At 48.0% G+C, this 12,633-nt stretch carries 11 protein-coding genes and 1 tRNA gene; 6 read left to right on the forward strand and 6 right to left on the reverse strand.

Annotated features, from left to right (window positions below; genetic code table 11):
• Positions 1 to 10 precede the first annotated feature (10 nt).
• Positions 11 to 691, reverse strand: coding sequence for a zinc metallopeptidase (locus C7Y71_RS05750; RefSeq protein WP_111897429.1), 681 nt, complete (start codon positions 689 to 691; stop codon positions 11 to 13).
• A gap of 234 nt (positions 692 to 925) precedes the next feature.
• Between C7Y71_RS05750 and C7Y71_RS05755 the strand changes: the two genes are divergently transcribed.
• From C7Y71_RS05755 to C7Y71_RS05765, 3 genes are all read left to right on the forward strand, one after another.
• Complete coding sequence (locus C7Y71_RS05755) at positions 926 to 1,873, forward strand: IS30 family transposase (RefSeq protein WP_151908877.1); 948 nt, start codon at positions 926 to 928, stop codon at positions 1,871 to 1,873.
• A 126-nt stretch (positions 1,874 to 1,999) separates the two neighbouring features.
• A complete protein-coding gene (locus tag C7Y71_RS05760) occupies positions 2,000 to 2,803 on the forward strand; it encodes a metallophosphoesterase family protein (RefSeq protein ID WP_111899394.1) in 804 nt (267 codons plus the stop codon).
• A complete protein-coding gene (locus C7Y71_RS05765) occupies positions 2,784 to 3,536 on the forward strand; it encodes a hypothetical protein (protein WP_111899393.1) in 753 nt (250 codons plus the stop codon). Before C7Y71_RS05760 ends, C7Y71_RS05765 begins: the two co-directional genes overlap by 20 nt.
• Before the next feature lie 118 nt (positions 3,537 to 3,654).
• On the opposite strand, the gene C7Y71_RS05770 is transcribed toward C7Y71_RS05765, so the two are convergent.
• The 5 genes from C7Y71_RS05770 to C7Y71_RS05790 form a co-directional block, all read right to left on the reverse strand.
• Positions 3,655 to 4,323, reverse strand: coding sequence for a hypothetical protein (locus tag C7Y71_RS05770; RefSeq protein ID WP_111899392.1), 669 nt, complete (start codon positions 4,321 to 4,323; stop codon positions 3,655 to 3,657).
• 189 nt (positions 4,324 to 4,512) lie between these two features.
• A complete protein-coding gene (locus C7Y71_RS05775) occupies positions 4,513 to 5,181 on the reverse strand; it encodes a lipocalin-like domain-containing protein (RefSeq protein WP_111899391.1) in 669 nt (222 codons plus the stop codon).
• Positions 5,182 to 5,214: 33 nt separating this feature from the next.
• On the reverse strand, positions 5,215 to 7,899 hold the full coding sequence (locus C7Y71_RS05780) for an HAD-IC family P-type ATPase (protein ID WP_111899390.1): 2,685 nt from the start codon (positions 7,897 to 7,899) through the stop codon (positions 5,215 to 5,217).
• 274 nt (positions 7,900 to 8,173) lie between these two features.
• Positions 8,174 to 9,088, reverse strand: coding sequence for a 1,4-dihydroxy-2-naphthoate octaprenyltransferase (menA, locus tag C7Y71_RS05785; RefSeq protein ID WP_111899389.1), 915 nt, complete (start codon positions 9,086 to 9,088; stop codon positions 8,174 to 8,176).
• Between the two features lie 22 nt (positions 9,089 to 9,110).
• Positions 9,111 to 10,739, reverse strand: coding sequence for a tetratricopeptide repeat protein (locus tag C7Y71_RS05790; protein ID WP_111899388.1), 1,629 nt, complete (start codon positions 10,737 to 10,739; stop codon positions 9,111 to 9,113).
• A gap of 119 nt (positions 10,740 to 10,858) precedes the next feature.
• Between C7Y71_RS05790 and C7Y71_RS05795 the strand changes: the two genes are divergently transcribed.
• From C7Y71_RS05795 to rplU, 3 genes are all read left to right on the forward strand, one after another.
• Positions 10,859 to 10,943, forward strand: a tRNA-Leu gene (locus tag C7Y71_RS05795).
• Positions 10,944 to 11,035: 92 nt separating this feature from the next.
• Positions 11,036 to 12,145 (forward strand): glycosyltransferase, encoded by a 1,110-nt coding sequence (locus C7Y71_RS05800; RefSeq protein WP_193215981.1) that lies wholly within the window; start codon positions 11,036 to 11,038, stop codon positions 12,143 to 12,145.
• A 161-nt stretch (positions 12,146 to 12,306) separates the two neighbouring features.
• Entirely contained in the window at positions 12,307 to 12,624 is a 318-nt protein-coding gene (gene rplU / locus C7Y71_RS05805; RefSeq protein WP_111899386.1) for a 50S ribosomal protein L21, read from the forward strand.
• Positions 12,625 to 12,633: the final 9 nt, after the last annotated feature.

The raw sequence follows: 12,633 nt of genomic DNA on the forward strand, positions 1-12,633 counted from the left end.
ATTTCCGTTATCAGTCGCGTCGGGAGAGGAAAATCATGATGTAGTAGAAGAGTGTGGCTAATGAGCCGAGGGCGGCTGCTACGTAGGTGTAGGCTGCGGCGTGGAGGGCTTCCTTTGCCATGGGCAGTTCGGTGGCGTTTGCCGTTGCCGAAGATTCCAACCATGCCGTAGCGCGGCGGCTGGCATCGACTTCCACCGGCAGTGTTACAAAACTGAACAATGTGGTGGCTGCAAAGAGGATGATGCCTAACAGCAGCAAAGCGGGGAATACTTCTACGAGCAACATACCACCAAGAAGCACCCACATCACGATTTTCGACGAGAACGACACCACCGGCACGAGGGCGGTACGCATACGCAACGGACCGTATGCCTTCGCGTGCTGCACGGCATGTCCGCATTCGTGCGCGGCTACGGCGGCTGCCATGATGCTGTAATTGTTATAAACGCTCTCGCTGAGGTTCACCGTCTTGTCAGTAGGGTTGAAATGGTCGGTGAGTGAACCGGGAGTGCTCGTTACCTTGACATCGTAAATACCGTTTTCACGGAGCATCTTTTCTGCCACTTCGCGCCCTGTGAGGCGGGAAGAGGTTGGTACTTCTGAAAATTTCTTAAACTTTTTCTGCAGGTTGGCCTGAACAAGATAACTCATCAGGGCTACACCGCCGAATATTAACCAATAAAGTAGCATATTTTCCTATGTTGAATTGTTGTATAACTATCGTTTGGGCAACTTCTGTGCCAATCGCCTGATTTCTGCGCTAAATTAGTCATTTCTCACGGCATGGCTTAAATTCAAATAAGAAGTGCAAGACTCGTCCTGTGGGATTCACTGATTGAAAGGTAAGTCAGAGACATCAAGTAGCAACATAAAAGCAAAAGGGAGATTTTCATCTCCCTGAGATTAACTACTTTTGTGTTGCATATGAAATATAAACAGCTAACCTCGCAGCAAAGGTACACAATCCAGAACGGATTAAAGCAAGGATTGACCAAAAAGATGATCGCCGCCCTCATAGAGGTGAACGAAAGCACCCTTTACAGGGAAATCCATCGAAATGGCGGTGCCAAGGTTTATAATGCAGAAAAGGCACAGCGCGAAGCAGACCGCCGCAAGACGCGTCTTCAGAAACCGCGAAGATTCACACACGCCCTTAAGCGGGAAGTCATAAGTCTGCTGCAAAAGAAATGGTCGCCCGAACAGATATGCGGGTATATAAAGAGACAAGGGCGCGAATGCGTCTCCCATGAAACAATATACGCATTCATCAGAACCGACAGGAAGTGCGGAGGGATGCTTTGGAAACTCTGCCGTCACGCAATGAAGAAGCGACGGAAGACAGACAAGGGAAAACGGATTCCCATAAAAGACCGCGTGAGTATAGACCTTAGGCCGGAAGAGGCAGACGGCACGCGTTTCGGAGATTGGGAAATGGACACCATAGTCGGTAAGGATGGGAAAGGAGCGCTAGTTACACTCTACGAGAGACGTACTGGATATGGGATGGTCAAAAGGCTGCCTGATGGAAAAGAGGCAAAAGGCGTGGAAGAAGCAGTATACAGAATGTTGATTCCTTACAAGAAACAAGTACTCACTATTACTACAGATAATGGAACAGAGTTCGCCAGGCATAGTCAATTGGCAAAGAAACTCTCCACGAAAATCTTTTTTGCACACCCTTATAGCTCATGGGAAAAGGGAGGTGTAGAAAACTACAACAAACTCGTCAGACAATATATACCTAAGGGAACGAATTTAGAACAATACACAGACAAATATCTTATGGAAGTACAAAAGCAAATTAACAGCAGACCAAGAAAAAAACTCAACTTTAATAACCCAAAAAACGAATTTTACAAACTTTTAGACTAATATTGCACTTGCTACTTGAATCTACGTGGCGAATTTTTATTGACAAAACCACACGAAAAGGGACAGTTTTATTCATATAAATCTTAAATTTGCACTTTTTAACTTTTTCTGTTTGATTATTTGATAATGAAGCAAAGAAGCCTACTGTTATTGTTCGTTGTGTTGCTCCTGACGTCGTGCGACATGTTTGAGGCGCATCCTTACGATGCCCACGTCTCTGGTGAGCGCGAAGTGAACAAACGCAACATAGCGCGCATAGAGGACAGCCTGCGGGGCAAGAAGAGTTTCCGCTTCGCCATGATCAGCGACACGCAGCGATGGTATGACGAGACGGAGGACGCCGTGAAGGCACTCAACAGGCGCGACGACATCGACTTCGTGGTGCATGGTGGCGATCTATCCGACTTCGGCATGACCCGAGAATTTATCTGGCAGCGCAACATCCTGAGCAAACTCAAGGTACCATATATTTGTGCCATCGGCAACCACGACCACCTCGGCACGGGTGAACACGTGTTTCGTGAGATATTCGGCGATACGAACTTCGCCTTTACTGCGGGCAACGTGCGCTTTATCGTACTCAACACAAATGCTTTGGACTATGACTATTCGGAGCCCATTCCCGACTTCTTCTTTCTCGACGGCCAGAAGGCTGATTTTCCTGCAGAAGCCGAAAAGACCATTTTCCTGATGCATTGCGCGCCTGGTAGCGAAATATTCAATAACAACGTGATGAATGTGTTCGAGCAATATGTTCTGAGTTTTCCTAACACATTGTTCTGTCTCTATGGTCACTCGCACAATATCAGCGTGAAAGACCTGTTCGGCGATGGTTTGCTGTATTATGAGTGTCCGAACATTGCCAAGCGCATCTACCTGCTCTTCACCATTAACGAAAACGATTACACCTATGAGGCAGTGGAATATTAGTAAGATGTTGGCAAGTGGCTTCCTGTTTCTCACTTTGACAATGGGAGTGCATGCAGAAGACATTTCGCCCAACGGAATGGCCACGACGGCAGATGGTGATTCGTTGAATATCTGTTTGCAAGATAGCACCATAAAGAAAACCGAGAAACCAAAGAAGCCAAAGAAACGCTACGACGACCGCATAGAGAGTTACAGAAACTTATTCTTGCGATTGATTCCCACTCATAGCAAATTGCAGTTTTATGGTGATATGGGACTGGCTAATCTGGGTATAGGTTGGGACTATGGCAAACACTCGCAATGGGAAACGGACGTATTATTCGGTTTCATACCGAAGAACTATTCCGGTTCTGTGAAAGTTACGATGACACTCAAGCAAACTTTCAACCCTTGGAGCATCAATCTGGACAAAAAAGGATATTTCACCTTCGAACCACTTCAGACAGGTTTATACGCAAACTTTGTTTTTGGCAACGAATTTTGGGTAAACAAACCTTCAAGATATCCCAAAGGCTATTATGGTTTTATGAGCAAGATGCGCTTTCATGTATTCCTTGGAGAGAGTTTCACTTACGACATACCAGACCATAAGCGCAGTTTCATCAAGTCAATCTCTGCATTAGGCGAAATCAGCACCTGCGACCTCTATTTATCGAGTGCCATACCCAACAAATATCTTGGACTCGAAGATTGGTTAAGGCTGTCCTTTGGACTTAAATTCAGGTTCCTTTGACACGTCACATCAAGACACTACAGAATCATAATGATTTGTAAATAAAAAATCAAAACCGCCACGTTTAGCATTGCTTCGTGGCGGTTCTGTAGTTCTGGAAAGTTATATAAATCAGTATTTATTCTGGCAGGAAGAGCAGGATGTCCTTCAGGTTATTTGGGTCTTTCCAACTCCACCAGCGGTCTGCCATCTTGTTCTTGAAAGCCTCCTTGAAATCCTTACTGATGTATGGCTTAATGGCCGTTTCGTTTGCAGGTACAATGGTACCTTTCACACTGAAGAAATATTGATCCTTGAGCGGATAGCCCTTTGAATCCTCCCATTTATCGCCATCAGTTTCCAAAAATGCCGAAGGACCATACAGACCACCATCTATCTCGAAGAATGGCAGATTGGCACCACCACGTGTTTCTTCATTGTATTTCTCAAGGTCCACAGTAGTCACACAAAGGAGAAAATTGTAGTTGCGCTGCGAAACGACTTTTGCCATCCGACGGTCGGCATAGTTGATAATGATATATTTTGTACTATCGTCAAACTGCACGCCAACGATGCTGGCATTGAGTGCTTCCTTTATCTGATTGCTGTCCTTATAGACCAGAGTTGACTTACCCAAATATATATTGGCATCGGCTTCCACCGATCTGTTGAAACTCTGCAACACCTTTGCCTTGCGGAATTCGGGGAAGGTCAGCAGACTGTTCACACGTTTCTCCACTTGAAGTTGCTGTGCAAGGGCAGGTAGCATCATAACAATGACGAGGAGACTGACGAAAATTCGTTTCATAATGTGATAGTTGTTTTACGGTGCAAAAATAAACACATTTTTTCGATTTACGCAGTCGCATAATGCTAAAAAGAATTAATAATGCTTTTCTGTCCTTTGATAGAGTTGAGTATTGTTTAGACAGAATAAAATAGCCATCGCCTGACTGCGATGACTATTATATGTGATTTTTTCTTAATACTGCAAAGATTATTTCTCCAGTTCAATACCCACAAGCATGCCGTCGTAACTGCCGAGGAACGAACTGAGCGCCTTGATGGAGGCACTGCCCGTCAGTCCGCCTGCTATGCTGAGCAGATTCTTGAGTTTGTCGCCCTCGATGAGCAGACTGATGCCTTTCATGCTCTGTGCCACATGTAAGTTCACCTTCTTGATTTTCATCACGTTGAGCGTAATCATCTTCTTGTTGGTGTCCAGCGTATAGGTCCCCGAAATAGGTTTGTTTGCTATTCTTCCGCTGAATGTCTTGTCGGAATTGAACTTGAAGGTGCAGGAATTACTATTGAAGCCTGCGGCGGAGAGTTTTTGGTCCAATTGTCGTTCTATTTCGTTGGCAGAAGCCGTACCTGCCGCCTTTTTAAGCATATTCTCTGATTCGAACACACAACTTGAGCCGGCATAGTGCCAGTCGCCTATAATACTGTTCTCCGACACTTTACCACTGCCAAGAATGGTGTTGAGGATGTTTCCGAAACCTAAATTGCCGTTCGAAGAAGTGGCAGGCTTACTGGTTGTCCCCACTTTCGAGGTTGGTGTAGTACTGCCTTGGTTGAATACGTTTCCAAATTGACCGAGCCCTTGTGTACCCGTGCAGGAACACAGCGTCAACAAAGCGGCTGCCATCATAATTTTTTTCATCTTAAATATGGTTTTAATGTTTATATAACTTTCCTATCTCAAAAATCCCAACGAGAGAACTATCATACTTGCCACTACGATCAAGATCCAGTCAATCCACCCCATTGGGGCTGTGCCGAACAGATCGCCGCCGAAATTGACAATCATCACCTGTACGACCACTATGATTGCTGCCACGAGCAAGAGTCCTGTGCATTTTCCGAGCCCTGCGAGAAGGCCTTTGTCGCTGTAAAGTGTGCGTGAGTTGAAGAGGTGCATCAGCAGGAAGAACACAAAAAGCGTGGAAAATGCGCTTTCTTCTATGCCGTTGAGGTGGGCGAACGCAGTTGCTTCAGCGCGTGCAGACCAATCGAGCAGATTGCTGCCCACTTCGAACCAAGAAAAAGCAAAGAGCAAGCCGACAAGCAGTACGAAGCCCACGGCGGCAAAGGCGCCTATGCGCATCCACATGCCGCGCGTTACCAGTGGTGTGTCTTTTTTCTTCTGTGCCTTTCGTCTCATGATGCCTTGCGAAGCAGGAAGCGAAGCCAGGGCAATCGCGCCGAAAGTGTCCATTATCAGGTTGACCCACAGCAGTTGGATTGCATTAAGCGGACTATGCACAGAGAGCACTGCACTCAACAGTATTACGGCTCCAATCAGAATGGATACTGACAGTTGGAACATGATGAACCGGCGGATATTCAGATAAACACTCCTTCCCCACATCACAGCCTTAGCAGCACTCTGGAATTCTCCATTGAGCAGGGTGATGTCGCTGGCATCCTTCACCATCTGCGGACTACTACCACTTGTCAGACCCACGTCCGCCTTCTCCAGCAGACCTATATCTGCCACTGTGGTACCCGTAACAGCCACAGTGTGTCCCACCGCCTTGAGCAGTACTGCGATGCGTTCTTTGTCAGAAGGCAGAGCGTCGCCCACCACCCTAACATGCTCCAGACGGGACTGCAATTCGTCATCGCTCAAATCGCGAAGGTCAGAAGCACTGACTGTTTCTCCGTCTGAAAGATGACTGATATTTTCTGCCAACACTTTTGCCACGGCAAGCGGTTTCTGAGTAACTATTTTCACCTCGACTCCCGCCTCTTCAAATTCTGCAAGCGTAGCCAGCACATCGTCGCGCTCGTGGAGAGCAATGCTCATATAGCCTTGGAATGTAAGGTGTCCAGACACACACGTCTCGCCGTCAATGCCTTTTTCTGTCGCGTTGAGTTCCTGACAGGCGAAACCCACAGTGTAAAGACCATTCTGCTGCGCTGTGAGAATTTCCTGCTCAAGCACTTCGCGCTGGCTACCGTCTGCCGTATCAGCCGACATGGACAGCACAGTCAAGGCGTCGCCACAAACATACACTATTCTTGCACCAGGCACCTCACCGGAGAACACTTCAGTGGCTGAATAGCGCCGCTCGGAGGAATAGAGCAGACGGTCCACTACGAGTGCGTTCAGGCGAAGCATTTCATAACTCTTGTCGGTCGATTTCTTCCATAGCCATTTCAGAAGCGCGGCTTCTGTAGGATCGCCCACAGCCGAAACCTCACTGTAGTCTGAAATGTCGAGCCATGCCATTGTGTTGACCGCAATGCCTTCCGAAATAAGCCGGGAGGATTTGTCCGTGCCGAGTTGCTGACCATCAATACCCAATATGTGAGATGCTGCAACACTCCTGTCATCAGAGAGTAACCAGTCGTCTGCCTCTACGCATACAACGGAGCAGCGCCCCATCGTTTCGCATGCAGCCGACTTCCGCACGAGGATAGAAGCCTTGCGCAACTGGCGCATGCTCAGGGCGAGTGCCAGTGTACTGCTCATTGACAAGCCTTCGGGAACAATGCAAACCACCATGGTGAGCGCCAAGAGCAAGGTATTCACGAAGTACGACCAAAACTCCAGATTGGCACTTGCGCCATCACTCAGGAAATGCACCGTTCGCAGCACTACAATCGCCACAGCCAGAGCGTAGCCCACATAGTTCATCAGACGCTCAAGACGCGCTGTGCGCTGGTTCAGTGGACTCTGATTGCTGTTATCTATGGTTGGATGCACATACACACCATGGTATTGTGTGCGGTTACCTACGAATTGCACACGGAAGATGCCGTGTCCGCGAAGTACCTTACTGCCACGAAGCACGTATTGAGTGGCTGTAGATTCCTCACCTTCCCGGGGAGACTGTTTTGCTACTTTCTCACCACCGCTGAGTTGCGACTCATCGACAACGAGCCTCACTGCCTCGAGCAGTTCGCCGTCTGCCGGCACTTCGTCGCCTTCACTGATGAACACGAGGTCGCCCACTACGATGCTTCTGCGCTCTGTTTCCGTGAGACAGCCGTTGCGAAGCACCTTAACCGGCGCACGGTCGTCTGCCTTGGCTATTTTCCTGAAAGCACATTCGCAGCGGTATTCCAGCCAATAGCCCACCCCGACAACGAGGAGGATGGCAACAAGGATGCCGAGTGGCAAAAGAAACACGCCTGCATCGCCAGAGCGGTTGAAGCCACCACTCATCGGTGTGGAAAAATATTCCAGAGCGGCAAGGACGAAACTGGCAAGAAGTGCCAGAAGCATCAGGCGTACAATAGTGTCGTTAAGTTTTTCTGCGAGTCCTTTCAGCGCAAAGTGCCGATGAAAGGGCGTTACGATGTTCATGCCGTATTTGCGGCGGTTTTCCTCCACCTGCTCCTTACGCAATCCCTTGTAATGTTTATTCTTCATGAGTGCTACTCAAATATACTTTTATGGTGCAAAAATACTATTTTACTGCGTTTTCACCATCACAGAGGCTAAAAAACGTGCAGCAGGGTGTCCTATGGGGTATTTTATAAATCCAAATCGGTCATCTGATTTATTGTCAGAATAGTATAGATTTTGGTGGTTTGGCTTTTTGGCACTCGAAGGCGTAGCGGGCTACGTCGAGAGTGACAGACAGACAAAACGCCAAAATATATGCTGTTATGACATAAGAGACCATAAAACCCCATTTTTCGGTCTAATGACCGATTTGGGATAAAATAAGTCCCACCACGACGAGTATGCCGAAAATCATCATGTTGCGGCTCGTCAGTGCCAGCACCTTATTGAGTGCCTTACCTGAAAAGATGCGCGTCATCGTCCGCCAGGTGGTAATATGTGGCAACAGGTATAAGGCACCTATCATGACACCCCATGCACCATCAACAGCCACAGGCACCAGACAGACCACTCCGAGCATGCCAACTGCCAGATAATAATAGCGTCCGAAGCGTTCGCCAAGCACGGAAATCAACGTATGCTTACCGCTCATGCGGTCAGTGTCGCGGTCGCGGTAGTTATTCAGGACAAGCAACGTGTCCACCACAAGCCCCACCGCTGCACTGAGCCAAAGCGCATGACTGCAGATGTTGCCTGCCTGCACATAATAGGTGCCACAAACCGGTACAAAACCAAAGAACACCCATACCAGCACATCGCCCATACCGCAATAACTCAACAGGGTGGTATAGAGAAAAGCGAACACGATGCACGCCACACCCAAGCCAACGAGCCACCATGCCTCACTGCATCGAGAAAGGAATGTCTGCCAAAGCAGTGCAAGTCCTATGCCGCCGGCAAGCACGATTGTTAATGCTATCCCAATTTTCATGGCTGACGGTGTAATCCAACCTTGTGCACAAGCGCGCTCCGGGCCCAGACGGTCCTCTCCGTCAGTGCCTTTCAGGAAATCGAACAGGTCGTTGATGAAATTCGCTGCCACCTGCATCACAAGGGCGAAAAGCACACACAAGACAGCCGGCAGCATCTTCCCCACTCCATCGGTATAAGCCAACGCTATGCCCAAAGCAACGGGAAGCACTGCACCCGACAATGTCTTGGGGCGACTCGCCAGGAACCATGCCATTAAAGAATTCTTCCGGACTGTATTCATGCAGAAAAGGTGGGACAAGGAATTATTCTCCAACGACAGCCTTCCAGGCCGCCATAAGTTGCTGATAGTCTGCCATATCCTTCATGGGTTGGAAGACAGGGTCTCTGCCAAGACTCTTGTAGTGCGGATAACCATTCTCCTTGAGCAGTTCAAGATAAAGCAGAGCCTTGTCATATTGCCCCTGAATGGCTCGTGTTTGAGCCATTGCGAGCAAATCATCGTTATCATCAGTATCTGATTTCCCAATAATTTCCTCCACCTGTTCGGAGTTGCCTAAGTAAGCGTTTACAAGCATTATATCTCTTTCTTCAACTTCTTCTCCTTCTTCTGCCATCTTGAGAACTCTATTGAATTCCTTCTTGGCTTCATCCTCACGTTCCATACATTTTAAGATTACACCACGAAAAAGCAAGGCTTTAGACTTTTCCTTCATGTCATCGAATTCAAGCGCTTTGTCGATGGCAGCGAGAGCAGCCTCCATGTTGCCATCATAGTATTCTTCCGCTGTCCGGATAATGTAGGGAAAAGAACCTCCATCGTTATCGGGGAAATTAGCATTGAGCACACGCATCAGTTTTTCTTTTTCCCCTAATCCTTGTAATACTTTTATTTCCAGATTGAGATAATCATCATCTTCCTCGGACGCATCTTTATTTGCCTCTATTACCTCCAAAGCCTTGCTGTAAAGCCCATTGTCGTAGTAGGCCTGAGCAAGTCGGAGTCCAACACTTGCACCCTCTTTTTCGTAAAGATTCTGAAAATAGGCCAAAGCCGCCTTCCGGTCGGGTATCTTTCCGTAAACGGCGCGCTCCAATATATTCCAGATAAAGGATTCTTCGTCGGCATTCCGCTCTTGTATTTTGGAGAGCAATGTCTTATGCTCATATTCGATGAAAATACTGAGCACGGCTTCTATTTTTTCACCACCTTGCATGCCGCCTGAAATCCAATATTGGAAGGCATCGAGCAAGTCGTCTGCACCACAGCCGGCATTGTCCGTCTGAAAGTATTCCACGGCACGTTCCACGAGGTAATCTTCATTCGTCGGATTCGCCGCGATTGCCATGCTGAAATGCTCTATAGCCTCTTTGTGTCGCTCCGCATTTGCGGCCCTTTTGCCCAGTTCTTCATGAATTTCCGCATTCGTCGGATCAGCCTTCAATGCCTCGGCAAGCGTCTGTGCAGCCTTTGCAGAATCGCCCTGTTCCTCATAGATTTGAGCAATCACTAAGTAAGGACCACCTGCCTTCGGGTCGGTTTTCTTCGCCTGCTCGAAACATTTCAGAGCGTTGCTGTTGTCATTCATAAAAGTGTATGCCAACCCTTTCGCCATATAGCAGCCTACGAGGCTTTCCTTATCGCCCTTGGGCAGAGCCTTGGCAGCCTTGGTCAACGAACTGATGGCACCCACATTGTTCTCATTCAGCAGATAGATGCGCCCCAGCAGCAATGCAGCATAGCCGTTCGTGGGATTGGTTTTAACCTCCTTTTCGAGCAGAGACATGGCGCGATCAATGTCATTGCCGCTCTGCACGGCTTCGAGGGCTTGTGTGTAGTTAGGAGTGGCTTCCGCTTCTTCTTTCGGCATCTGCGCGTGCATGCCCGCAGCGAAAAGCAAAGTCAGGATGATGATGAAGAATATTTTTTTCATTTGTAGCAGTTTTTCTTTGCAAAATTAAAAAAACTTATGCTTCTTCATGGCATCAGATGAAAGAATTTCATGGTTTCTTTTCGCTTTTCTCCAAAAAATCATAACTTTGCACCCGCATTGCCCGAATGGTGGAATGGTAGACACGAAGGACTTAAAATCCTTTGGCCAGAAATGGCTGTGCGGGTTCGAGTCCCGCTTCGGGCACTGCCAGGCAGAGCAAAATGCACTGTGCATACACAAATGAGGAGGTCAGTGGCACTGCGCACAGGCCTCCTTGATTTTTCTTTTCGATGTTTATGAAAAAAATACTTGTCATCGATAATAGCGCCATGCTACGGGAGGGCGACAGATATGTCTGCCACGGTGGAATAGGATCGTTTTCAGAGGAGTTGCGCGATTGCGGGAATAATGTAAAACTGTTTCAGATGTCCATCCCGAATAAAGGCACCATCAGTACCTTCGACATCGAGGAACACGGCTTGCAGTTTGCACATGTAAAGCGGGGGAAGAATAAGATTCTTACCTATCTGAAGTTGTTTTTCAAGGGAACAATCGAACTGTTCCGGCACGATTTCGTCTATTTCTACTATCCTTCATCGCTGCGTTTGCTGACAGTGATCTGTGCCATCTTCCGCAAGCGCTACGGGCTTTATGTGCGCGGCATGGTGGGTATTGACGACAAAATTTCGCACTTCCTGTACCGACATGCCGACATCGTGCTGACAGGCACCGACCTCTTCACGCACAACATTCAGGCGCAGACCAAGAAGGCTGTGGTGGAGACCATCAAGCCCATGGTGGACCTTTCAGAGGATGACCTCTGCCGTCGTACGCATACTGCCAAGCCCACGTACAACGTCTCTTTCCTTGCACGCCTTGATCTGGAAAAAGGGCTGATAGAACTCCTTGAAGCCACTCGCCGGCTCACCGACAACGCAGATATACCCGATTTCCATCTCAACATCTATGGCGACGGCACACCCACAGAAATCATACGACAGAAGATAAATGAGTTGAAACTCAACGACCGCGTAACCATGCACGGAAGAGTAGAAGGAAAAGAAAACGTGCTTGCAGCACTGCGCAAGGCGGACATATACATCCTGCCAACCTACCACGAAGGCTTCCCGCGCACACTCTACGAAGCCATGATGAGCGGAGCACCCATCATCACAACGCTTGTAGGCGGCATACCGGGACTGATGAAGGACGGCCACAACTGTCTGGAAATCAAACCAAGAAGTGCGGACAGCATCGAAGAGGTGCTCGGACGGTTCCTCACTAACTACACCGACCTCGCCAACGACCTTACAGAAAACGGTTACAATACCGTCCTCCCCATCTTCGACAAGAACCGACCAACACACGCTGCACAACTGCACCGACTCATACATCGCAACGACTGATAGACCTCTTCAGAGAGTTTTTCGTAAAAAACATGGTCACTACACTTTGTCGTTTAAAAAAATCTTTCTAATTTTGCCGCGCTTTAGAGTCCGAAGGGGCTAAGTCAAGTGGTGCCGAACGGCATCCGCCTCCCGGAAAAATCCGTTTAAATGATATAATAATGTACGCAATCGTAGAGATTAACGGTCAACAGTTCAAGGCTGAAGAAGGCAAAAGACTCTTCGTGAACCACATCCCCACAGCAGAGGAAGGCCAGGCTGTTGAATTTGAAAAAGTCCTCCTCGTTGACAACGAAGGCACAATCACCGTAGGCACGCCCGCCGTAGAAGGCGCAAAAGTAGTCTGCGAAGTTGTAAAACCGCTCGTAAAGGGCGACAAAGTATTGGTGTTCCACAAAAAGCGCCGCAAGGGTCATCGCAAACTCAACGGCTATCGCCACCAGTACACAGAGTTAACTATCAAACAAGTAATTGCTTAATCAAAAAAA

The sequence above is a fragment of the Pseudoprevotella muciniphila genome, assembly GCF_003265305.2.
GTDB lineage: Bacteria > Bacteroidota > Bacteroidia > Bacteroidales > Bacteroidaceae > Alloprevotella > Alloprevotella muciniphila.

Bases quoted from the DNA above. Each gene is read 5' to 3' on its own strand.
- C7Y71_RS05775 (WP_111899391.1), bottom strand. From the start codon at position 5,181: ATGAAAAAAATTATGATGGCAGCCGCTTTGTTGACGCTGTGTTCCTGC.
- C7Y71_RS05750 (WP_111897429.1), bottom strand. From the start codon at position 691: ATGCTACTTTATTGGTTAATATTCGGCGGTGTAGCCCTGATGAGTTAT.
- menA (WP_111899389.1), bottom strand. From the start codon at position 9,088: ATGAATACAGTCCGGAAGAATTCTTTAATGGCATGGTTCCTGGCGAGT.
- C7Y71_RS05770 (WP_111899392.1), bottom strand. From the start codon at position 4,323: ATGAAACGAATTTTCGTCAGTCTCCTCGTCATTGTTATGATGCTACCT.
- C7Y71_RS05790 (WP_111899388.1), bottom strand. From the start codon at position 10,739: ATGAAAAAAATATTCTTCATCATCATCCTGACTTTGCTTTTCGCTGCG.
- C7Y71_RS05765 (WP_111899393.1), top strand. From the start codon at position 2,784: ATGAGGCAGTGGAATATTAGTAAGATGTTGGCAAGTGGCTTCCTGTTT.
- C7Y71_RS05760 (WP_111899394.1), top strand. From the start codon at position 2,000: ATGAAGCAAAGAAGCCTACTGTTATTGTTCGTTGTGTTGCTCCTGACG.
- C7Y71_RS05800 (WP_193215981.1), top strand. From the start codon at position 11,036: ATGAAAAAAATACTTGTCATCGATAATAGCGCCATGCTACGGGAGGGC.
- C7Y71_RS05780 (WP_111899390.1), bottom strand. From the start codon at position 7,899: ATGAAGAATAAACATTACAAGGGATTGCGTAAGGAGCAGGTGGAGGAA.
- rplU (WP_111899386.1), top strand. From the start codon at position 12,307: ATGTACGCAATCGTAGAGATTAACGGTCAACAGTTCAAGGCTGAAGAA.
- C7Y71_RS05755 (WP_151908877.1), top strand. From the start codon at position 926: ATGAAATATAAACAGCTAACCTCGCAGCAAAGGTACACAATCCAGAAC.